The organism is Pseudomonas sp. GYB4201 (genome assembly GCF_056312595.1).
The window spans coordinates 87,900-110,103 of sequence record NZ_JBWGIG010000003.1 but is presented as its reverse complement, the minus strand read 5'-3'; the positions used below and the strand labels follow the sequence as shown (position 1 = coordinate 110,103).

Annotated in this window: 21 protein-coding genes and 1 pseudogene; 14 read left to right on the top strand and 8 right to left on the bottom strand. The window is 60.3% G+C overall.

All coding sequences use genetic code 11. The features are described 5' to 3' along the window. Positions 1-9 precede the first annotated feature (9 nt). The 5 genes from AC0Z2B_RS03930 (at position 10) to AC0Z2B_RS03910 (ending at position 4,098) form a co-directional block, all read left to right on the top strand. Complete coding sequence (locus AC0Z2B_RS03930; protein ID WP_475505574.1) at positions 10-1,038, top strand: AraC family transcriptional regulator; 1,029 nt, start codon at positions 10-12, stop codon at positions 1,036-1,038. Positions 1,039-1,303: 265 nt separating this feature from the next. After that, on the top strand, positions 1,304-2,569 hold the full coding sequence (locus AC0Z2B_RS03925) for an alginate export family protein (protein WP_476295223.1): 1,266 nt from the start codon (positions 1,304-1,306) through the stop codon (positions 2,567-2,569). 100 nt (positions 2,570-2,669) lie between these two features. Further along, a complete protein-coding gene (locus AC0Z2B_RS03920) occupies positions 2,670-3,149 on the top strand; it encodes a phytanoyl-CoA dioxygenase family protein (RefSeq protein WP_476295222.1) in 480 nt (159 codons plus the stop codon). Next, positions 3,068-3,427: a phytanoyl-CoA dioxygenase family protein gene (locus tag AC0Z2B_RS03915; RefSeq protein ID WP_476295221.1), complete on the top strand. Its 360-nt coding sequence runs from the start codon at positions 3,068-3,070 to the stop codon at positions 3,425-3,427. Before AC0Z2B_RS03920 ends, AC0Z2B_RS03915 begins: the two co-directional genes overlap by 82 nt. A gap of 326 nt (positions 3,428-3,753) precedes the next feature. Next, positions 3,754-4,098 carry an SDR family oxidoreductase gene (locus tag AC0Z2B_RS03910; protein WP_476295361.1) on the top strand — a complete coding sequence of 115 codons (345 nt, stop codon included), beginning with the start codon at positions 3,754-3,756 and terminating at the stop codon, positions 4,096-4,098. On the opposite strand, the gene AC0Z2B_RS03905 is transcribed toward AC0Z2B_RS03910, so the two are convergent. Next, a complete protein-coding gene (locus AC0Z2B_RS03905) occupies positions 4,047-5,006 on the bottom strand; it encodes a LysR family transcriptional regulator (RefSeq protein WP_476295220.1) in 960 nt (319 codons plus the stop codon). The two genes, AC0Z2B_RS03910 and AC0Z2B_RS03905, sit on opposite strands and share 52 nt — an antisense overlap. 103 nt (positions 5,007-5,109) lie before the next feature. On the opposite strand from AC0Z2B_RS03905, the gene ilvD reads away from it, so the two are divergent. The 3 genes from ilvD to AC0Z2B_RS03890 all read left to right on the top strand — a co-directional run bounded on the left by ilvD (position 5,110) and on the right by AC0Z2B_RS03890 (position 8,086). Next, positions 5,110-6,969, top strand: coding sequence for a dihydroxy-acid dehydratase (gene ilvD, locus AC0Z2B_RS03900; RefSeq protein WP_476295219.1), 1,860 nt, complete (start codon positions 5,110-5,112; stop codon positions 6,967-6,969). A gap of 235 nt (positions 6,970-7,204) precedes the next feature. Then, the gene (locus AC0Z2B_RS03895; RefSeq protein ID WP_476295218.1) at positions 7,205-7,339 is read left to right on the top strand and encodes a hypothetical protein; all 135 of its coding nucleotides are present in this window, start codon (positions 7,205-7,207) and stop codon (positions 7,337-7,339) included. 447 nt (positions 7,340-7,786) lie between these two features. Then, complete coding sequence (locus AC0Z2B_RS03890; RefSeq protein WP_476295217.1) at positions 7,787-8,086, top strand: cupin domain-containing protein; 300 nt, start codon at positions 7,787-7,789, stop codon at positions 8,084-8,086. Positions 8,087-8,130: 44 nt separating this feature from the next. Here the strand turns inward: AC0Z2B_RS03890 and AC0Z2B_RS03885 are convergent. The 3 genes and pseudogenes from AC0Z2B_RS03885 to AC0Z2B_RS03875 form a co-directional block, all read right to left on the bottom strand. After that, a pseudogene (locus tag AC0Z2B_RS03885) lies at positions 8,131-8,251 on the bottom strand (hypothetical protein); the annotation flags it as partial. A 113-nt stretch (positions 8,252-8,364) separates the two neighbouring features. Beyond that, positions 8,365-8,979, bottom strand: coding sequence for a LysE family translocator (locus AC0Z2B_RS03880; protein ID WP_476295216.1), 615 nt, complete (start codon positions 8,977-8,979; stop codon positions 8,365-8,367). 439 nt (positions 8,980-9,418) lie between these two features. After that, positions 9,419-10,438 (bottom strand): AraC family transcriptional regulator, encoded by a 1,020-nt coding sequence (locus tag AC0Z2B_RS03875; RefSeq protein WP_476295215.1) that lies wholly within the window; start codon positions 10,436-10,438, stop codon positions 9,419-9,421. 138 nt (positions 10,439-10,576) lie between these two features. Between AC0Z2B_RS03875 and AC0Z2B_RS03870 the strand changes: the two genes are divergently transcribed. Together AC0Z2B_RS03870 and AC0Z2B_RS03865 are read left to right on the top strand one after the other, a co-directional pair. After that, complete coding sequence (locus AC0Z2B_RS03870) at positions 10,577-11,746, top strand: acyl-CoA dehydrogenase family protein (RefSeq protein ID WP_475505568.1); 1,170 nt, start codon at positions 10,577-10,579, stop codon at positions 11,744-11,746. A 9-nt stretch (positions 11,747-11,755) separates the two neighbouring features. Continuing rightward, positions 11,756-12,865 carry an acyl-CoA dehydrogenase family protein gene (locus tag AC0Z2B_RS03865; RefSeq protein ID WP_476295213.1) on the top strand — a complete coding sequence of 370 codons (1,110 nt, stop codon included), beginning with the start codon at positions 11,756-11,758 and terminating at the stop codon, positions 12,863-12,865. A gap of 25 nt (positions 12,866-12,890) precedes the next feature. Here AC0Z2B_RS03865 and AC0Z2B_RS03860 read toward each other — a convergent pair whose 3' ends face one another. From AC0Z2B_RS03860 to AC0Z2B_RS03845, 4 genes are read right to left on the bottom strand one after another with little or no spacing between them, the layout of a single operon-like run. Then, on the bottom strand, positions 12,891-14,051 hold the full coding sequence (locus tag AC0Z2B_RS03860; protein WP_476295212.1) for an alpha-hydroxy acid oxidase: 1,161 nt from the start codon (positions 14,049-14,051) through the stop codon (positions 12,891-12,893). A 1-nt stretch (position 14,052) separates the two neighbouring features. After that, a complete protein-coding gene (locus AC0Z2B_RS03855; RefSeq protein ID WP_476295211.1) occupies positions 14,053-14,841 on the bottom strand; it encodes an SDR family oxidoreductase in 789 nt (262 codons plus the stop codon). After that, positions 14,831-16,240, bottom strand: a complete 1,410-nt coding sequence (locus AC0Z2B_RS03850) for an FAD-binding oxidoreductase (protein ID WP_476295210.1) — start codon at positions 16,238-16,240, stop codon at positions 14,831-14,833. Before AC0Z2B_RS03850 ends, AC0Z2B_RS03855 begins: the two co-directional genes overlap by 11 nt. Continuing rightward, a complete protein-coding gene (locus tag AC0Z2B_RS03845) occupies positions 16,240-17,490 on the bottom strand; it encodes an amidohydrolase family protein (RefSeq protein WP_476295209.1) in 1,251 nt (416 codons plus the stop codon). Before AC0Z2B_RS03845 ends, AC0Z2B_RS03850 begins: the two co-directional genes overlap by 1 nt. A gap of 189 nt (positions 17,491-17,679) precedes the next feature. Between AC0Z2B_RS03845 and AC0Z2B_RS03840 the strand changes: the two genes are divergently transcribed. From AC0Z2B_RS03840 to AC0Z2B_RS03825, 4 genes are all read left to right on the top strand, one after another. Further along, positions 17,680-18,432 carry a TetR/AcrR family transcriptional regulator gene (locus AC0Z2B_RS03840; protein ID WP_476295208.1) on the top strand — a complete coding sequence of 251 codons (753 nt, stop codon included), beginning with the start codon at positions 17,680-17,682 and terminating at the stop codon, positions 18,430-18,432. Between the two features lie 71 nt (positions 18,433-18,503). Then, positions 18,504-20,171 carry a flavin-containing monooxygenase gene (locus AC0Z2B_RS03835; protein ID WP_476295207.1) on the top strand — a complete coding sequence of 556 codons (1,668 nt, stop codon included), beginning with the start codon at positions 18,504-18,506 and terminating at the stop codon, positions 20,169-20,171. Continuing rightward, on the top strand, positions 20,168-20,983 hold the full coding sequence (locus tag AC0Z2B_RS03830; protein ID WP_475505560.1) for an SDR family oxidoreductase: 816 nt from the start codon (positions 20,168-20,170) through the stop codon (positions 20,981-20,983). Before AC0Z2B_RS03835 ends, AC0Z2B_RS03830 begins: the two co-directional genes overlap by 4 nt. 59 nt (positions 20,984-21,042) lie before the next feature. Then, positions 21,043-22,068 carry a zinc-dependent alcohol dehydrogenase gene (locus AC0Z2B_RS03825; protein ID WP_475505559.1) on the top strand — a complete coding sequence of 342 codons (1,026 nt, stop codon included), beginning with the start codon at positions 21,043-21,045 and terminating at the stop codon, positions 22,066-22,068. Positions 22,069-22,204: the final 136 nt, after the last annotated feature.

Here is a 22,204-nt window from a genome sequence, read left to right as displayed (position 1 = left end):
GAGGGACCTATGCCGACGCTTTGTGATGACATCGATCGACTGGCGACCTTGCATTTCATTGGCCTGGTGAACGCGTATGTCACCGGGTTGGGCCACCCCACCGAGCGCCTGCTGGCGGGTACCCAGGTACGTGCCGCAGACCTGGACGATGCCGACAAGCTGATTACCCCGGCAGAGGAACTGTTGATTCTGCGCAATGCCCTGCGCCTGACCGGTGCCGCGCACCTGGGGTTGGAGCTGGGTACCCGCTGCCGCTTGGCGGCTTACGGTCTGTTCGGATTTACCCTGTTGTCCAGCAGTGACTTGCGTGCGGCATTGGCATTGTTTTTCCAATATCCCTTGCCGTTGGGGACAGGTTTCAGTCTGGGCCTGGTGCAGGAACACGGCGTGGCTTCGTTGACCGTGAGCGCCAATTTCGACGTGGACGACCAATTGCACCGACTGGCGATCGAGTTCAGCCTGACGGCGCTGCAAAGTATCATCGCCGACCTGCTGTACCAACCCTTGCCTGTGCTGGCCGTGAACCTCAATGGCACCGAACAGGCGGAAGCCGCGCCGTACCAGGCGTATTTCAGTTGCCCGGTGAACTTTGATACGTCCAAGGCCAACTGCCTGTCATTCGATGCCCGTTGGCTGGACTTCCCGTTGCCCTGCGCCCATGCCGTTTCCCACCTGGAGATGAAGGCCCGCTGCTCCACTTTGCAATCGCGCCTGGAAAGCCCGCGGGACTTTCTGGCCAATGTGCGTTCGGCCATCTGCGAGCGCTTTGATACGTCCCCCTCGCTGACGAACATTGCCGCATCCATGGCTTGCTCCAGCAAAACCCTGCAGCGCCACCTGCGCGCGGCAGGGACCAGTTTTCATGAGGTGCTGGGGGAGGCGCGGTACCAGCGTGCCCAGGAATTACTGGTGCGCCAGGTACCGATTGCGCGCGTGGCGCAGGACCTGGGCTTCAGTGAGCCGGCCGCGTTCAGGCGCGCGTTTCAGCGCTGGAGCGGCTGCACCCCCTCGCAATACCGCTCCCAGGTCCGTCACTGAGCATCCTGTAGCCTCTGCCGCCAGGCTGCCCTGTGCCTCACTGAATATCTCTAGGGTACACAAGGGCCCGCACAGCCTGGCGGCAGCGGCTACAAGTGCGCGTGCTTGTGTCGTGTTTGATCCCTTTTTTTGACCCGATTGCGCCTTTAGCGCGCCGGGCTTAACCCAGACAATCTGCCGCAACTAGCCAGTTTGTATCATCGACTAATGGGGAAGGGCAGCTATGAAAGGATTGGTTCGCAGTTTGGCGGCGGGTGCCGGAGTGATGTACGCAAGCGCAAGCTTCGCACTCGACAGCTTCCAGATCGGCGATGTGCTGGTTGAGCCGAGCATGACCGTGGGCGCGGCGTATCTCTATGACAGGAATCAGGCCTTTGGTGGCCGCATCAGCAGTTCCGGGCTGACAGTGGATCGCACCTCCAGCCGCTTCGAAGGCTTCGTGCTGCCGGGGTTCAAACTCACCGGACCACAAACCAGCATCGGCACCTTCTTTGGCGGCGTGTCGGCGGTAGGGGCGATGACCCGCGGCGGCAGCGACGCCGCCGGGCTGACCCATGACGACCCGGAACGCATCAGCCTGGAGCAGGCCTATGTAGGCTGGAAAAGTGCTGACCTGTTCCCGTCCTTGGGTAAAGACGCGATCACGCTGAGTGCCGGTCGCCAGAATTTCATGATCGACAATGGGTTCCTGATTGGCGACGGTCATCTAGACCAGGGCAAGGATGGCGCTGCCTGGATCGGCCCGCGCACCGCGTTCAGCAACACCCTGATCGCCCAGTTGAACACTGGCAAGGTGCACGCAGATCTGTTTGACCTGCGCGCCAACGAAAACATCGACTATCTGGATTACAAGGAACACCTGCGCCTGCGCGGCGCCAACTTTGAGTGGCGCGACACGTGGGGCACCCTGGGTGCCACTTACTACCATACCCTGGATGTCGACAACGCCGCGCGTAACGGCGTTGATGTGTATGACCTGCGCGCCAAAGGTACGCCATTCAGCGCGGTGCCGCAATTCACGGTGGCGGGCGAATACGTCTGGGAACGCGGTGGCGATGACCACAAGACGGCCCACGGCTGGTACGCCCAGGGTAACTACGCCTTCACTGACCTGCCGTGGACACCGATCATCAGCTATCGCCGCACCCAGTATTCCGACGACTACGACCCAATGACGTACGGGTACGGCGGCGAGTACGGCACCTGGTACCAGGGTGAGATCGTGGGTGAATACATGCTGTTCAATACCAACCTGGACATCGACATGCTCAAGTTGGCGTTGCAACCGCAAAAAGAGGTGGGGTTGGGCTTGATCGGCTATCACTACCGCCTTGAGAACGCCAACACCAATGGTGTCACCAGCCGCGACTTCGGCAATGAGGTGGACCTGTACGCCAACTGGACGGTCACCCCGACCGTCACCGTCAGCGCACTGTACGGCATGGCCTTGCCGGGCGATGCAGCGAAGCAGATGTACGGCGACAACAACCGTTCCAGCCTGTTTGAAACCAGTGTCACCTGGAGCTTCTGACATGGCCGCTGTTCCCCGGCTTTTTGGCTGACAGGCACCTGCAAGCCGCCGGGGGCAGCCCTATATCTCCCCCCAGACGTTCTTCACAAGGAACATGACCATGTCCAAGCCTTCACTCGTTACGTTGCAACGTAGCGCTTCCGTCGACCAGGTGGTGGAGATCATCGAGCGCGACGGTGGCGTCATCATCGCCGACTTCCTGGACGCCGATACGTTCAAGGAGCTCAAGCAGCAAATCGATGCGGTGCTGGACACTTCTATATTCGGCCACGAGAACCTCTTCGTCGGCACCTCCACCCGCCGTGCCAACCGCTTGTTCGCCCGTTGCCGGCAGGTGGTGGATGTGGTCATGCACCCGCTGTACCTGGGCGCTGCTCGCAAGATCCTGCAGAAAGCGATTCAGGTCTGGTTTGGCCAGGAACGCACCATGGTGACGCCGCAGATCCAGATCGGCATGATCCAGGCTATCCAGATTCACCAAGGCAGGGCGAGCGGCCATTGCACCGCGACGACACCCGCTTCCTGTGGCGCCATCCCAACTATGGCCGTGAGGCACGCCTGCAGATCATGGTGGCGATGACCGAGGTTGCCGAGGCTAACGGCGCCACCAAGGTCACCCCCGGTGGCCATAAATGGGATAACGAGTGTTGCCCGGAGGAGACCGAGGACGCCGAAATGGCCCAGGGGGCGGCGCTGTTGTGGAAGAGAACCAGTACCTGTCCGTGCCATTCGACACGCTCAGGGAACAGCCGAGGACGTACAACGCCTGCCTGGCTGGGAGGCGGGCGAGAATTTCATGGGCTGGGGAGAGCACGGCGGCAATATGGTCAGCCCGCAGGTGCACCTGCAGCCCGATGATGCGCCAAACGCTGCCCTTTTTTATGGCCCGCAATAACCTGTAGCCGCAACGTCGTTCGGTGGGGCGCCGGCGTTGTAGCCGCAGCCGAAGGCTGCGCTGGATAGTTTCGGTGGGGCACAGGGCCCGCGCAACCCGGCGGCAGCGGCTACAGGCGCACAAAAAAAGGCGCCCGGAGGCGCCTGAATATCAAGGGTATTGACCAAGGACCGGACGGGCCCGTGAAGCGGTGGTAAGGCGCAAAGCCTGCCCGGCGTCGCACTGAAGCGAACGGTCCCATTTTAGCGTGGGGCGGGGGGCGCAACAGGTGAGCGATGGCCAAGTTGGGATGACGCGGTGGCCAACCACGGCGTCGTCGGCCTGCGCCCGCAGATGGGCTGGACAACCGGGGGCAAGCATCTGCGGTGGCATGGAGGCGTTCACGCGCGCGTTGGCCTTAGAGCCGGCACCGATTCGGGGCAATCTGGTGAGCCCTGGCCTGGTTCGCACGGCGTTATGGGCGCCCATGCCCCAGGCTGAGCGCGACAACCCGTGTACCACCAACACCGCCGCGCTGCCCGTGGGGCGTGTGGGGGAAGCTGACGATATCGCCCAAGTCTATTTATTTTTTATCGTCAATTGCTATTCCACTGGGCAAACCGTGGTAGTCGATGGGGGAGGGGTGTTGGTTTGACGAGGGCTGCTTGGCGTCAGCGCGATTGCCAGGAAATTCGCCAGTGTTGCCGTGCGGTCCTCGCGCCGGTACACCAACCCGGTTTCAAGCTGCGGGGCGTTGCCGTCCAGGTCCAGGTACCGCACCCCGGAACGCGCCATGTGCCGCAGCGAAGCGGGCACCAGCGCAATGCCCATACCGGCCGACACCAGGCTGATGATGGTCTGCATCTGGATGGCGTGCTGGGCGACCTGCAGGCTGCCGCCGCAAGCTGTGTAGTAACCGGTGACTAGGTCATGGAACGCCGGTGCGGCGCGCCGGGGGAAGACCACCAGCGGGTAGGTGATCATGGCCGATGCGGGCAGTCGACCTTCGATATCGCTTAGCCGTCCATCGTCGATCCATGCCTGTGGCACGGCGGCCACCAGGCTTTCGCTCACCAGGGGGCGATAAACGAGGGGCTCGGGGACGCTGGCGCCGGGGTCGGCGATGACGATGCCAACGTGGCCTTTACCCTCCAGCAGCGCGGCTAGCTGCACGTCACTGGTAGCCTCCATCAGGCTGAGTTCCACCTGGGGGTACAGGCTGCGAAAGCGCTGCACCAGCAGCGGCAGGATGCTGTAGTCCGCCGTGCTGACAAACGACAACGCCAGCGTGCCAGCGTCGCCGTTCAGAATGGCCTGGGCCGCAGGGCCAAGGGCATCGATGCCCTCCAGCGCCGCCAGTACCTTGGGCAGCCACTGCGCGCCCAGCGGTGTCAACGCCACGCTGCGCTTGGTGCGGGTGAACAGCGGCGCGCCGATCTCGCGCTCCAGCGCCATGATCGACTGGCTCAGCGGCGGCTGGGTCATGCACAACCGTTGCGCGGCCAGGCTGAAATGCAGGGTCTGGGCCACGGCGACGAAATGCCGAAGCTGGCGAATGTCCATTGCTTATATCTCCAGCGACCTAATAGCACTTGAATAATAGATTTCATAATCATCGGGCAAGTCATCAGCCTGAGTCCAGACCGTTAGCCCAAGAGGACTCAAAATGCCCACCTACCGCTCCCGAACCACCACCCACGGCCGCAATATGGCCGGTGCGCGCAGCCTGTGGCGCGCCACGGGCATGACCGATGCCGATTTCGGCAAGCCCATTATTGCCATCGCCAACAGCTTCACGCAGTTCGTGCCTGGCCATGTACACCTCAAGGATTTGGGCCAACTGGTGGCCCAGGAGATCGTTGAGGCAGGCGGCGTGGCCAAGGAATTCAACACCATTGCCGTGGATGACGGCATCGCCATGGGGCATGACGGCATGCTCTATTCCTTGCCATCGCGGGAACTGATCGCCGACGCCGTGGAATACATGGTCAACGCGCACTGTGCCGATGCGTTGGTGTGCATCTCCAATTGCGACAAGATCACCCCCGGCATGCTGATGGCGGCCATGCGCCTGAATATCCCCACGGTGTTCGTCTCCGGTGGGGCGATGGAAGCGGGCAAGGCCGTGGTCAAGGGCAAACATCAGTCCCTGGACTTGATCGACGCAATGGTCATCGCGGCCGACGACGCCTACAGCGATGAGGAAGTGGCAGCGGTGGAGCGGGCCGCGTGCCCCACCTGTGGGTCCTGCTCGGGCATGTTCACGGCCAACTCGATGAATTGCCTGACCGAGGCCCTGGGGCTGGCGTTGCCGGGTAACGGCACGGTGCTGGCCACTCACGTTGATCGCGAAGGCCTGTTTCGGCAAAGCGGCCGCCTGATCGTCGAGTTGGCCAAGCGTTGGTATGAACAGGACGATGTCGGCGCACTGCCGCGCAACATCGCCAGCCGGGCGGCTTTTTTCAACGCCATGAGCCTGGACATCGCCATGGGCGGTTCGACCAATACCGTATTGCACTTGCTGGCGGCCGCGCGCGAGGGCGGTGTGGATTTCAGCATGGCCGACATCGACCGGCTATCTCGAAAGGTACCCTGGCTGTGCAAGGTGGCGCCGGCCAGCAATGAAGTGCACATCGAAAACGTGCACCGGGCTGGGGGCATCATGGCCATCCTGGGCGAACTGGACCGCGCCGGCTTAATCGACACCGGTGTCCCTGTGGTGTACGCCGCCACGCTGGGGGACGCGCTGGAGCGCTGGGACATCGCGCGTAACCCCGTGGCAGAGGTCAGTACCTTTTACCGCGCCGCGCCAGGCAATGTCCGCACCCAGCGGGCGTTCAGCCAGGCGCAACGTTGGCAAAGTCTCGACACCGACCGGTCAGCGGGTGCAATTCGCTGCGCCGCGCAGGCATTCAGCAAGGACGGTGGCCTGGCAGTGCTGTTTGGCAACTTGGCGCCAGAAGGTTGTATCGTGAAAACCGCCAGTGTGGACCCCTCGATGCTGGTGTTCGAGGGCCTGGCAATAGTGTTCGAAAGTCAGGAAGCCGCCGTGGCCGGGATCCTGGGTGACCAGGTTGCACCGGGCGATGTGGTGGTCGTCCGCTATGAGGGACCCAAAGGCGGGCCGGGCATGCAAGAGATGCTGTATCCCACCAGCTACCTCAAATCGAAGGCGCTGGCCAAGCACTGCGCCTTGTTGACCGATGGCAGGTTCTCCGGCGGCAGCTCCGGGCTGTCCATAGGCCACGTCTCGCCTGAAGCCGCGGAGGGTGGGCTGATCGGGTTGGTAGCATCGGGGGATTTGATCAGGATCGACATTCCTGGTCGCTGCATTGAACTTTTGGTAGATGAGCTGACGTTAAGGGCGCGTTATCAGGCAATGGTCAGAAAGGGGGAACGTGCCTGGCTGCCGGAGGCGCGCGAACGAACGGTGTCGCCAGCGCTTCAGGCATATGCGGCGCTTACGTCGAATGCAGCGCGCGGCGCGGTGCGTGACGTGGCGCAACTGCAGCGGCGTCCTCTGTAACCGCTGTCGCCAGGCTGCGCGGGCCTGAGGGTGTGCTGAGGGCTGCAGCGTGAACACGGGCCAGCACAGGTTGCGGTATCGGCTTGCGTGATGTGTGTGGCGGTGGGGCCGTCCAGCGGTGTGGAATCAGCACTGTGGGTGTGCTCTCAACACACTCAACATGGCTTTTTCCAGCACCGTGCATGTCACCCGATAGGCGACTGGAGCGGGATTCCCCTGTGGGCAAGGAGAGGACATGAGCATCAATCAACTGCCCAGACATACCACCTACCAACCCCGGCTGGAGCTGTTCAACATGCCCACGGCGCACATACCGGCGCGCAACTGGCGCAATCGCGCGAAGAGATCTGCCTCGACATGGCGACGATGACCATGAGTTGGGCATTCGCCGGCGTGCTGGACCGTCCGGGGCTTGATCTGGCAACCCGCTAGCTGACCATCATCGCCAGCTGTGTCATGACAGATCCAGGGCTTCGAGGCCCAGGCGGCGCATGCTGGCGTCGAACGCTCGCAAAGGTTTTGACCATGTCGGAGGGCATTACTCCTAAACTCGCAACTAAGGCTAGGGGCATGGGGCGCAGTGGAAGCTCAACTGCGCTTGCTTTGGCCCGCTTTCTGAATGCCTGCGGTTTGAGGCCTGCTAAGCGCGATTTTCATACAGTCCAACCAAGGGGTGGCATCAGTGACTATAGTTATGCCTTATTAGTCTTATGTCGCCCTGAGCTATCCATGTAACTTCTCTGCCTAGCGTTGTTGGGTTAAATCTGAGCTTAAAAGCTTTGTCTTAAATGTCTGCCAGGAAGGAAGTTGGGAGAGTATGGCAAGGAATCTGATTAATGAAGCTTCATCGCTTCCACATGCTTGGCGATCGCGTATTCTAGGCACTACGGGAGGGGCCAATCTTAAAATAATCCGGATGGATGTGAATGGTATTCCCTATGAAACCCATAATGGATTTGATGAGGCCCTGCTCCTCATCGACGGGCAGATGATTCTTGAAATCGAAGGCGAGACGATAGCCATGCGCGCGGGGGATTTTCAGGTGGTTCCTGCCGGTAAACGGCACAGGGTACTCAAAGGAAGCTACGGGACGCTTTTCTTGGTCGATGCACAATGATCTTTAACAATGATGCCGGGATTCTGAAGGTGCGCTCGCTGGCCGAGTTCGTCGACAAAGATGTCTACTACGCGCACCGGATTGATATCCGTGACGTAATCGTCGAGGCTTTCGGGAAGCAAGGTGCTTTTGGCCTCGATGTTCACCTTGAATAAAGCGCTTCATGGGGGATCCCTGCGATAAAATCATCGGAAATCATAGCAAGGGTTCGCGGAGGTGTTTTTATACACCCTGGGCCGATAGCTGACACTCTAGCTGTCTCAGGTGCTGTTCCGGAATTAGGCCAGCTGTCGTAGGCCCAAACCCAGAATCAGGCCGCCGCACAGGCGGTCAATCATTTTCCGCGCTTTCTGATACGCCGAAGCGATCCTTGACTGCGATAATGCTAGCGCAACCAGCCCATACCAAGTAACTGAAACGATCACTACGACGGTTAACATTGAAGTAAAGGTGATGGCCGAGACGTGAGCGGGAGCGGCTGCTGAAAAGACGGCTGCGTAAAAGGCTATGGATTTCGGATTACCGATGTTAGTGACGACCCCCTGCCAGAAGGCATTTCGCAGGCTGCGAACCGAGTTCTCGTCTGCCTGTAAGTCGCGATGCTTGCCTGCGTTCAGGATAAGGCGTACGCCAAACCACATCAGATACGCTGCACCCAGTATCTTCACGATCAGCACCGCCCAAGGGAAGGCTGCAAATATAAGCCCCAAGCCCGTAATCGCGCAGCCCGACCAGAGCAGGTTCACGACCACTATGCCTGCGACTAATGCCAGCGCCTCAGACCGTGTCGCGGCAACTGCCTTGTGAACAACGGCGATGAAGTTAGGCCCCGGAATGACCACCCCCGCCAGGTAAACCCAGAAAACGGTGAGTACCGCAGTACTGTCGAGCATTTCGATCCCTCGTCGCACCTATCGTGCCTCGATGGCTGGTTGAAGATTTGCTTACGCCGGTTGTCGTGAAAGCAATGATGCTATCGGGTAGAGGCGAGGGCAGCCAGGCACAGATTCTCTCTTTAATTCCCATACAGTGGCCACTGTGCCCAGTAGCACCCAGCCTGTTTGGGTCGTCAGGCTCGCTACAGCAGCCAGGAACGCCTCCCTGGTATCAGTCCGCGTTCGAGCCATTGCGGATGGCCAGCCGCAGCACTGTAGCCGCTGACCCAGGCTGCGCTGGCCCTCGACCACACTGCAGATGTTTTTTTGGCGTACTCAGGGGCCAGCGCAGCCTCGCGGCAGCGGCTACAGTGCGTGGCCGAGTCCTAGCCGTCGGGGGGGAACGGCAGCTTCGATTGGATCACCGCAAGGGTCCGCCAACCTGGCGAATCGTGAATTACCGTCTCGATGCAAGCTGGGAGGGGCTGAGCCCTGTCCAGTGCTTGAAGGCTCGACTGAACGAACGCGCTTCGGAAAATCCCAGGCGCTGCGCCGCTGCTTCGACACTGAGGTGCTGGCGCTCAAGCAATTCGATGGCATGGTCTTTTCGCGACTCATCGAGCAGCTGCTGGAAGCTGCTGCCTTCCTGTTGTAGATAGCGATGCAAAGTCTGCGGTGAGACGCACAGATGCGCGGCTACGTCGCCTAGCCTGGGTACCCCTGCCTGGCGCTCGAACGTCTGATTGAATAATCCACGAACTCTGTACGTCCATGAGTCGTGGCCATCAGGCCAACCCAGTATGCCCTGACCGATGATTCGCTCGACATTCGCGTGCCATTCGCCACGTGTTCTCACAATGGAGGCCGTCCAGTAATGGGCACTCAGCACCAGCGCATTATGACTGTGGCCGTAGCTCCAGCTGGGGCGGATGTAGCTGAGTAGGCGGTCACAGGTGGGGGCTTCCGAGCACGTGGAATATAACTCCTTGAGTGCGATCCTTCGGCCGATGACCCAGCTGAATAGATTATGCAAATACAACAACCAGTAGTCGCCAAGAAAACCCAGCGGATCTCGGTGGCCGTCGGTGACCTCTAACGCAATTTCCAGTGTATCGCCGTGTAGCGTGTAACTCAGGCGCAAGTCGTCAGTGACGATCCTCATGAAGTTGCAGGCCTGCTCCAGCGCGGCCCCCAGCGTGGCACACCCCAAGATCAAATCAACCATCATGGCGCAGGTGCCGTGGCGAGCAGGGCGCGAGGTGAGCCCGAAAAATTCATCGTCCAGCGTTTGGGACGTGGCTCTCAGCAGGCGTGCGAACTGATGGGCATCCATGGGGGCGCCAGCCCCTCCCACCTGCGCCAGGGTGCGCACCTTGGCATCATCCCCCAGGTCGCGACGTACCCCGGCCAGCAATTGATGGGCTGCATGGCGGTAGTCCCTGAGTGGGGCTAAGCACAGCTTCTTACCGTCAGGCATGGTCGGCGCCGAAAATTAGTGAGCTAAAAAGTGGTTTTATGTCCTTCATGCCCTGTTCCCACTTGGGGATAGTCGATATCGACGCTGGCGAAGCAAAGCATCGCCAGCAGCCGTACTTAAACAACAAGAGAATAACGCATGAACACCGAGCTCAGTAGTCAGCACCTTGAGTTTCGCGATCGGGTGCGCGCATACATGACCGAGCAGATGATGACGGCCGACTTCGAGGCCGAGCTCCAACAGCCCAGCCTCGCCCACGGCGGTGGGCCCGTGTACTGGCGCAAGCTCAGGCAGCTGGGCGACGATGGCTGGATAAAACTGTCGTGGCCCAGAGACCTGGGCGGTGAGGGGGCCGACCCTGTCGAGCAGTACTTGCTGGTCGAAGAAGCCAAGCGCGCGGGGTTTCCCTGGCCAGCACTTTCGGCCAACTCGATTGGACCCATGGTCGCCCGCCACGCCCGGGGCGCGTTCAGGGACAAGGTGGTGACCGAGATTCTGGAGGGCTCGGCCTATCTGGCCATCGGTTATTCGGAGCCTCAAGCCGGGAGTGATTTGGCAAGTCTGCGTACTCGCGCTGTACGTGATGGCGATGACTGGGTGATCAACGGCCAGAAAATCTGGACCAGTTGTGCTCAGTTCAGTCAGTACATCTGGCTGGCGGCGCGCACCGACCCGGATTTGTCCAAGCGTCACAAGGGCATAACCCTCTTCCTTGTTCCCACTGACACCCCCGGCTTTTCCTGTACCGTCATCCACACCATGGGTGTGGACACCAGCGCGACGTATTACCAGGACGTGCGGATACCTGACGCTTATCGCGTTGGCGAGATAAACGGTGGCTGGCCGTTGATGACCGCGCAGTTGAATCTGGAACGCCTCTCCCTGGTCAACTATGGCTACGTGACCTTGCTTTATGATCAGACTCTCACCCTTCTGCGCAGCCACCCCGACTTCATGCACTTGCTTGAACAACCCTGGGTGCAACGCAATCTCGCGTTGGCCAGGGCCAGGCTCGAGGGGCTGAAGATGCTTTGCCGCAAAGCCTTGTGGGTCATGAGCAATGGCGGCAGCGGAATGGTCGAAGCCTCTGTGACCAAAGTATATGGCTCGCAACTTTACGTGGAACTGGGCCGGCTCATGATCGAGATTCTCGGGCCCCAGGCCTTGTTGCGCGAAGGCGCGGATGTGCTTGCCAATGGCTTGATCGAAAAGTGGTACCGCAAAGGAAGCGTGCAGACCTTTGGCGGCGGTGCCAACGAAATTCAACGTAACATCATTGCGCATGCCGCACTGGAACTACCTCGTTAGGAGCTGGCCATGGATTTTTCCCTTACAAGTACCCAGCAGGAACTGGCTGAGCTGGCGTCGAAGATATTTACCCACGAGTCTGATCAGACTCGTCTGCGGGGCCTTGACAACAGCGGCTACCACGACTTCCCACTGTGGCAGACCCTGGCGCAGGCAGGGTTGTTGGGCATCGGCCTGGAGGAGCGGTATCAAGGTCTCGGCGAAGGGTTTGAGACAGTGTGCGTATTGCTCGAACATGCGGCGCGAGCGGCAGCTCCGGTGCCGTTGCTGGAAGCCTTGATAGGCGGGGCGATGCCAATCCAGACGCTGGGCACGGCTGACTGCCTGATGGCGCCATTGACAGCATTGGCGCGAGGGGAGGGCATAGTTACCCAGGCGCTTGCCGAACCTAGCCAACCCGACCCCCTCGCAGCAAAGGCAACTGCCACCCGGTCAGGTGAGCACTGGAGCGTGACGGGGCAAAAGTCGCGGGTGGCATTGGCCGACCAGCCCGGTATCTGTTGGACCTTGGCGCGTTACCAGGAGGGAGTGGGTGTGTTCGCCTTTGACCTCAAGGCGCCTGGCATTGATCTGCAGCGCCACACCGGCACTTCAGGTGAATACGTATTCAATCTCGCGCTTGACGGCGTGTCGGCCACTTTGCTGGTTACGGCAGCGCAGACAGCCGAGTTTGTCCGCCAGGCCCAGTTGTACCAGCGGGCGGCCGCAGTCGCCATGGCGTGTGGCGTCTGTGCAGAAATGACCCGCATGGGCGCCATGTACAGCCGGGAGCGGCAGCAGTTTGGCAAGCCAATCGGCAGTTTTCAGGCCGTGGCGCACGCTTTGGCCGATTGTCACATCGATACCGAATGCTTGCGCAGCCTCAAGGAACAGGCCGTGAGCCTGGTCGATACCGAGCCGCAAGGCAGCCAGACTGAAGAGGCCGTCCTGTGCGCGGCTATATTTGCCTGCGAGGCGCTCCATCGGGTCAGCCATGCCGTGCAGCAGGTTCACGGAGGTACAGGAGTAGATCGTGACTATCCGCTTTTCCGCTATTGCCTGCTGGCGAAAAAGTTGGAAATGTTGTTGGGAGGCCAGGCAGCGCTACTCGCCCGATTAGGTTCAACGTTGGCGGCATAGCCTGCTCGCTGCGGCGCCACCGGCGTCATGCCTTGTGAATCCAGCTGCGGTCAAGCTCGGCGATCGACGCGCAGCCGATCTGGGCCAATGTGCGACGGATGTCCCGGGTAAACAGCGCCATGACCTTTTCGCCGCCCGAAGGGCCAGCGGCCGCGCAGCCATACAAGAAACTGCGGCCGCTGAAGACGAAGTCGGCACCCAGTGCCAGAGCCTTTATTACATCTTCTCCGCTGCGTACGCCACTATCAAACAGTACTTTGGCGCATCCACCCATTTCGCTCACAATGTCTTCCAGGCAGTCCAAGGCCGCCGGCGCAGATTCAAGCTGACGTCCCCCGTGATTGGATACCCAGATGCCATCGGCACCACATTCGACACACTGCCGAGCATCTTCAGGGGTCAAAATACCCTTGACTACCAGATAGCCGGGCCACACGCGACGCAGATCCTGCAGGTCGTTCCAGCAAAGATCCTGTTTGGTTTGCCGCGCCAGGGCCTGCAGCACGGGATTGCCACTGCCGCTGCCGATCAACGGGCTCAGGTTTTCAAAGCTTGGCGCAGCATGTCTCAGCCACTGCCATAACCAGCGAGGCCGGCTAAGCGCCGATCCGGCCGCCCCCAGGCTCAGGCGAAAGGTTGCAACGCCAAAACCGTTGCGGGCATCGCGGTTGCGGTTAGGGGCACTCGACAGATCTGCCGTGACAACCAGCACCTTTACCCCGGCATCCCAGGCTCTCTTCAACAATGACTGGTTCAGCACGCTGTCATTGCGCGCGTAGAGTTGGAACCAGGTCATCGAAGGGGCGAGATCAGCCAGTTTGTCGACGCTCAGGTTCGCCAATGTACTGTTCACCACGGGGATTGCGTAGCGATCGGCCAGCTGCCCCAAGACCTGATCGGTCCCCGGCCAGATGAGATGGTTCATCCCGGTGGGTGCGATCCCGATGGGCCAAGCGTACGTTTGATCAAACAACGTGGTCTGCGTGTTGACCTTGCCTGCATCCAGGCCCCTGAGGTAGCGGGGCTTGAGCAGTACTCGATCAAAGGCGTGGATGTTGCGCTGTACGCCTGCATCTTCTCCGGCACCGCTGTCCAGGTAATCAAAGGCAAACCCGGGGATCCTGCGGTGAGCCAAGTGCGCAAGGTCAGCGATGGTGCAGGCTCGGGCCAGGGTCATTCGGCTCATTTCACACCACCGGGCTCATACCGCCATCCACATTGATAGCGCTACCGGTAATAAACGACCCTGCCTCGCTCGCCAGAAAGCACGCCAGGTCAGCAAACTCTTGAGCCGACCCTGCACGTTGCAGTGGAATACCCAGGCTGATGGCTTTTTCCCGCAGATAGTCTTCGTAGCTCTGGTGACCGCCGTTGGCCGCATAGCCCCGCCGGAACTGATCGCTTTCAATGATACCGATGGCCAGTGCGTTGACTAGTACGTTGAAGGGGGCACATTCACTTGCAAGCGCCTTGGTCAAGGCCATGACTGCCGCCCGACTGACACTGGTGGGCGCGGTGTTGGCTCGCGGCGCTTTGGCAAACACGTTGACACTGTTGAGGATGCGCCCCCAACGTCGTTGCTTCATGCCAGGGAGCGCCAGCCTGGAGAAGCGGACAACCGAAAAAAGCTTCAGGTCAAGGTCATGCTGCCATTGTGCATCGGACAAGGACTCGAACGCTCCGTGGGCGTGTTCCCCAGCGTTGTTGATCAGGATGTCGATTTTCTTGAAGTGGTCCTGGACCTGGGCGAAGGCTTGATCGATTTGCGTCGCCTGGGTGACATCGCAGGTCACGCCAAAGGCCGCACCCTGGGCGTGGCTGTTGAGTTGTTCAACTGCACTGGCCAGTTGTATCGGATCGCGAGCCACTATCGCTACCTGCGCGCCACTGCGCACCAGGCGTTCCGCTGTAGCGAAGCCCAGGCCTTTGCTGCCACCGGTGATCAGCGCAATACGGCCATTCATATCAATGTGCATGGTTAAGCTCTCCAGGGCCAGACGCGATGTTCAACACTCGACCGGGATTGAGGATGTTCAGGGGATCCAGGCTGTGCTTGAGCAGGTGCATCAGCGACAATTCCTGCGGAGTACGTGAATAATGCAGGTGCTCAACTTTGTTTTGGCCTACCCCATGTTCGGCAGCCATGGAACCGCCTACAACGCAGAGCGGTGGGTACAGCACGGCGCATAGCTGTTCGTAGGTCTGGGGTGGTATGGCCTTATCAAACCGCACGAACACATGCAGGTTGCCATCGGCGATGTGGCCAAATACCACCAACTCGGCATTCGCCCAGTGCTGATCGAGGGATTGCTGGATCGTTGCCAGGTAATCCGCCATGGCCGAAGGTGCAAGGCTGATGTCAAACACGTGCCAACTGGGTGCTTTCATGATCCACAAGACGCGTTCACGCACTTGCCACAGTGCCTCCCGCTGGGCTTGAGAGCTGGCGATGACTGCGTCATGAATCCATTCGTGGGTCAACGCCTGCTGCAGCACCGCCTCAAACAGCTCGCTATCCTGGCCCACCGAAAAGCCTTGGGTCTCCACGAGGACATACAGCGGGTAGTCCGCAGACAGCGGCGCCGTATCCAGCGCTACCGCCCCTCGGTAGAAGGATTGCCACATGACTTCAAAAGCGCTGAGGTGCTCGGCGAAGTGCTTTTGGCAGTGCATCAGCAACGCGATCACTTGGTCGAAATCTGTTAACGCCAGCAGCGCCGTGTTGTGGCTGCTGGGTAGCGGACGCAGGCGCACGACGGCCCGGGTGACGATGCCCAGGGTTCCCTCGCTGCCAATGAACAGTTGCTTGAGATCATAGCCCGCGTTGTTCTTGAGCATGCGGTTGAGGGAAGACACGACCGTGCCGTCAGCGAGCACTGCCTCCAGCCCCAGGACCTGGTCACGGGTCATGCCGTAGCGCAGCACCTGGCTTCCCCCGGCATTGGTGGCGATATTGCCCCCCAGGGTTGCCGAGCCACGACCGCCATAATCGACGCCGTATCCCAGGCCGTAGGGCGCCAGCGTTTCGTGGAGCGCTTGCAGTATGCAGCCAGCCTGCACTACCGCGAGGCTGGCGTGGGGATCAATTTGCTCCACAGCATTCATGCGTTCAGTGGAAATCGCGACTTCATTGGGATGGCTGAAGCCACCGCCGCCGCTTAGCCCGCCCAGCACCGTGACCGGTTGGCCAGCAGCGTGACAGCGCTTGAGAATGGCGCTGACCTGCTCGGTACTGGACGGGCGGAGCAGGCAGCGCACCTGTAGGGCCTGGCCTGGTCGGCTGGGCGCGACGCTGCGTTGTGCTGCCTGCTCGGCATCGAGGATGGCCGACGGTTCCAGTAGGTCCGCGAAATCACTGGCAGTGAGCACCTTCATCAGACTTCCTCCGGGAGGGTCAGCAACGGTGAGTCTGCAGCGTGCAGGTGACCCTTGCGTAGGCAGAAACGCGGGTGTAGCAGACGCTCGGTGATGACCTGGTCGTTGGCGGTGTCGGTCAGGCGCCAACGCCCCCGCCAGTCATGCAGCACGGTGACATCGGCTGTGGCGCCGATGGCCAATGTTCCAACACCGTCGGTTTCTCGCAGAAAAATCCGTGCGGGGTTGCAGGTGGCCATGGGGACGATTTGCTCCAACGGCACGCCAAAGGCCATCAGCAGGTTCATGCCGGCCACTACGCCTGGAAAACCATTGAACCGCCCACGCCCGCCGGTGTTGATGTACGGGGCGGTCACCCGGGTGTTGTAGGCATGAATATCAGCGCCCAAGGTGTGTGGCAGGAACTGCTGCTCCACTCCATGGCGGAGCAGTTGAAAGTTGGTGGCCGCGCCATAGCCCAGGTCGATGTGGATCCCGCTGGCAATTGCATCGCGTACTAGCGACCGTACCGTGCCGTCAGCCTCGAAAAAACCGCCCAAGCGGTCGGTGTAGGCGTGGGCAAAGACGTCGCCTGCGCGCATGAAGGGCAAAATGGTTTCCAATACTCGGTGCGGCGCAAACTGGGCGTGGATCTCCGGAGGCAAGCGCCAAAGCTCGCCCATGTGCACGTACAAAGGCACGTTCGCCTGGTCGGCGATACTTCGCACTTTGCAGATCGATGCGTCGCCGAACTTCAACAGGCTGGCCTGTTCGGCCCAGAATTTCATACCCTTGACAGTTTGTGGATGGCTTTCAAAGGCCACCAGGCTGGCCTCCTCGTCAATGGTGCCCGGGGTAAACTGGTCAGGGTAGGAAAAACCACCGACGCCACCTGCTGCATAGGGCGCCAGAAAGGCGTGCACCCGGTTGGCCTTGGGCTTCACTACATACTCCAGGAAACCTGGCAAGGTCGCGGCACTCACCCCCCCTTGCTCGACCAGTGTAGTCACCCCCGACTGCACGCCGACCCAATCGGCATCCATACCTAGAACGCCGGTAATGTAGCGAAAAACATGGGCATGGGGATCAATGAGACCAGGCAGCACCAACTGGTCACGCACGTCCAGCACCGTCGCTTTGCCAGGCTCTATTTCAGCAGCGATGGCGGCAATGCGCCCGTTCTTGATGGCGAGGTCGAAAGGGCCATCAAGTTGGCTGGCAGGATCAATCACTCTGCCGCCTTTGAGTACCAGGTCGTATCCGGCATGCATGGGCGTACCTCATCAGTTGTAGTTGTTGTCTGTTTCGGCTATTCATATTATTCATCTAACGGATTCTTACCTATCCGAGATTCCGTAAACGCGCAGCTTCATACAACGTTGATTTCCAATGTATTTTCCTGGGCGTTTGCGGACTGCTCCGGATTCGCTCAGGCATTGACGCAATGGAAGGGCACGGACATGCGGTACGTATTAACCCGCTTCACCCCTTCGGGCGATCCCGTCCCGGAAGGTATCCCCTTAGCCGATGCCGGGCAGGCGCTCGAACAATTTGGGCAATTGCGCAAACTGCCGCGGCAGGCGCGCTCCGAAGCACTGGTCGATGCCCTCAAACAGGCCGCACGCAACTTGCTTGAATGGGAAGGCCGCTCGGCCTTGACGTTGACGCGCTTGTCGGAATACGCGGGGGTTGGCGCCAGTTCGATCTATGAGTACTTCCCGAGCATGGACAGCCTGGTGGACGTGCTTTTCATCGATTATTGCGTTGAAGCTGGCAAGCGCATGCAGGCGGACATGCAAGCGTTACCCGTGGAAGCCGGGCTGTTCGAGGGAATTCGCTTGATCACCCGCCAGGCGCTGGCACTGCGCCGGCGCCTGCATGCCATCGACCCGGACACCAATGGCCGGCAGGTACGCTATTACGAGGCCTTGCGCCTACTGCCCGCCGACATCCCCTACCAGCCGCCGGTCGATGGCGCAGCGCGCTTGTTGTTCAAGAGGTTCTGCGGGCCTATCGAAGGCGGTGCTGCGCAGAAGCGCCTGTACCTGTTCTGTCGCACCCTGCACTTGGTGGTGCGCACAATCGCCATTGAGCGTCCGCAGTACCTGGCCGACGACGACACCTCGATGACCATCGCGTCCATGCTGCACAACCTCTTTCTCCAGGGTGACAAGCCTGATGAGGCTATTGAGGGCCCAGTAAAACCGTGGTAATAATGGTAAAGGTATAAATCATACATACAATAATTATAGCGATATGATCGCGACACCCAGGAGATTGGGCCATGACTGATGCAGGACTGCCTGGAGCCAACACGGCTCACGGCCATTTCGATGTCATCGTGGTAGGGGCCGGTTTCGCCGGGCTTTACCTGATTCACCGTTTGCGCGAGCAGGGCCTGAGCGTTCGAGCCTTTGAGGCTGGCCACGACGTGGGAGGGACGTGGTTCTGGAACCGCTACCCTGGTGCCCGGTGTGACGTGGAAAGCGTGATTTATTCCTACTCTTTCTCCAAGGAATTGCAGGAGGAATGGCGATGGTCCGAACGCTACGCTACCCAAGGCGAAATTCTGGCTTACATCCAGCACGTGGCCGACCGTTTCGATCTGCGCCGTGATATTCAGTTCAACACTCGGGTGACTGAGGCGCATTTCCAGGAGGCCCAGGAGCGTTGGAGCGTGACGACCCAGGCAGGTCAACAGTTCAGCGCACGGTTCGTGATCATGGCCACTGGTTCGCTGACGGTGCCCAAACCCGTGGACATTCTCGGCCTGGATAACTTCAAGGGCACCTGGTACCACAGCACCCAATGGCCTGTCGACGGCGTGGACTTCACCGGCAAGCGCGTAGGGCTGGTGGGCACGGCCTCCACGGGGGTGCAGATGGCGCCCTTGATTGCCCAACAAGCCGCGCACCTCACGGTTTTCCAACGCACCGCCAACTTTGTCCTGCCTGCTGGCAACCGTCCGCTGACGGATGAAGAGCACGAGCGCTACCAGGCCATCTACCCGCAGATTCGTGAACGTACTCGGTATTCAAACGGTGGATCTCATTACCAGTTCAACGACAAGTCCGCCCTGGTTGCCACGCCCGAGGAGCGGCAGGCTATCTATGAGGAGAACTACCGCATCAATGGCCTGGCCTTCCTGGGCTCGTTCAACGATCTGCTGGTCAATGAAGAGGCCAATGCGACGGCCGCGGACTTCGTGCGCAGCAAGATTCGCAGCATCGTCAAAGACCCGCAGGTGGCCGAAGCACTATGCCCCAACGACCACCCGCTGGGCGCCAAGCGCCTTTGCATTGGCAGCCAGTATCTGGAGACCTTCAACCGCGACAACGTCAGCCTGGTGAACCTCAAGCACACGCCTATCGAGCGCATCACGGAAGGCGGCGTGCAGACCTCCGATCAGGAAATTCCGCTGGACGTACTGGTGTTCGCCACTGGCTTCGATGCAATTACCGGTGCGCTCTCGCGCATTCATGTGACCGGCCGCGGCGGCCGGGCGCTTAAAGAAAAATGGCGTGATGGGCCGCGTTGCTACCTTGGCCTTGCCACCGCCGGTTACCCCAACCTGTTCGTTATGACCGGCCCCCAGAGCCCCGGCGCCCTGGCCAACGTGGTGGTGGGGATCGAACAGCATGTTGACTGGATCATGGACTGCCTGGGGTATCTGCAAGCTCAGGGCAAGACGCTGATTGAAGCGACGGTGGCTGCCGAAGACGCCTGGGTAGAAAAAGTCGCGGCGCTGGCGCAGTTGACCCTGCACCGCAAGGCCACCTCGTGGTACTCGGGTGCCAACGTGCCCGGCAAACCGCGGGTATTCATGCCGTTCGTGGGGGGCTTCGGTAATTACCGGCGCTTCTGTGACGCGGTGGCGGCCAATGGGTATGAGGGGTTCACCTTGACGGGGGCATTGATCCCAACGGCCGCTGCTCAGGAGGTGGGAGCATGAGCGGGACCATTCTAATCACTGGTGCCGCCAATGGTATCGGCAAAGCCACGGCCGCTATGGCTCAGGCTCGCGGCTGGCGGGTGTTACGTGCCGACCTGCATGAAGGCGACGTCGTGGCCGACCTGTCGACTGCGCAGGGGCGAGCATCCCTGGTCGATCAGGTAAACGCCTTGGCTTGCGAAGGCCTGGATGCAGTTATTACCTGCGCCGGCATGCTGCTTTCCAATACCACCAGCGCCGGCCTCAATTATTTTGGTTCAGTGGACATCCTTGAGGGATTGCAGCCGCTACTGCTCAAGTCAAAGGCACCAAGGGTAGTGCTGGTGTCTTCACGCATGGCGTATTCGGGTGGTGATGACCGCGCTTTGGTCGACTTCTACCTGGCAGGCAATGAAGTCGCGGCGCTGCAACGGGCGGAGGACCTGATGGCCAGGGCCGCAGCGCAGAGCGAAAGTCGCCTGGTCAACCAGCGCACGCCTGTGGGCATTTATGCCAGTAGCAAAGTTGCCCTGATCCGCTGGGCGCGCCGCGCCGTCGTCAGTCCGCGTTGGGGTGGCAGCGGCATCATCGTCAATGTGGTGGCGCCTGGCTATATCGAAACCGAGGCAGGACTAGCACTCAAGGACCACCCCGTGCGTGCCCAAGTGGTGCGTGATATGCATCCGCAGGTGCTTGGGCGCTACGGCAAGCCTGAGGAAGTGTCCGAACTGATGTTATGGCTCTCCAGCCCAGCCAATAGCCTGATGGTCGGGCAGTTTCTGAGCATTGATGGTGGCACCGAAGTATTGGAACGGGGAGAAGAGCATTGGTAGACCATCAATGTGGCGAGACCTGTAGGTCATCGCAGTGTAAAGGCACGACCGCTCGTAGCATGCACGCCGCAATCTTGCACGGGCGCCATCACATTACAGTCCAGAAGATTGATGTCCCCACGCCCGGACCGGGCGAAATACTCCTCAAGGTGGAGCGTGCAGGTATCTGCGGCAGCGATTTGCACGTCGTTCAGACGGATAAGGCCCAGGCTGCGGTTTTAGGCCATGAGTTCGCCGGAACTGTCGCCGAGCTAGGGGCCGGCGTTGAGCGCTTCAGTTTGCATGACGGTGTCTGCAGTTTGCCCCTGATGGGCTGCGGGCGCTGCCTGCAGTGCTTGGGGGGCGATCCAGCGCATTGCCCTGGCACCCGAATGATTGGCTTGAACATGCCGGCCAATGGCGCATTCGCCGAGTATGTGCTGGTTGGCGAGAAAGAAACCTTCCTCCTGCCAGCCGGAGTTGATTCAGCCCTAGGCGCTTTGGTCGAACCGTTGGCCGTGGGGCTGAAAATGGTCGAGGTCGCGGCCTGGAAACCAGGCGAAAGCTTGGTGGTACTGGGTGCAGGACCGGTTGGCTTGGCCGTGGTGGTGTGGGCGCGCGCGTTGGGCATCGGTGACATTGTGGTCAGTGATCCAGTGCAGGAGCGTCGTGACCTAGCTCTCACATTGGGCGCCACGGCCGTGTGTGACCCATTGACGGACGATCTGGCATCGTTTTGTTCGCGCGAACTGGGCGGGGCGCCCGAGTTGGTGATTGAATGCATCGGTCGCCCTGGTAGCCTAGATCTGGCCACCGCATTGACCCGGCGCGGCGGGCGGGTGGTGATTGGCGGCTTGCACATGCATGAGGAGTCCACTCGACGGATCATTCCGTTTCTCAAGGAATTGCGTATCCTCTATTGCATGATGTACGAAGCCCGGCACTTTAGTTACACCCTGAAGATGCTCGCCCAGGGGCGCATCAATCCTCGGCCCATGATTACCCATGAAATCAGTCTGGGTGAGTTGCCCGCGACTATGGCCGCGCTGGCCCAGCCCAATGCTTTCGGCAAGATTCTAGTGTCGCCAGGGCGCGTGCGAGGATAGAGAGGCCTTTACGGTAGTTCTGCCCTCCAATTGGCCGGTAGGGCTGACAGCGTGGATATAGGATAGGTTGCTGAGCATGGCTGACATCGGCCAGTCATCATGTGATGACTGGCCGGCCGCGAGATGACTGTTGGGT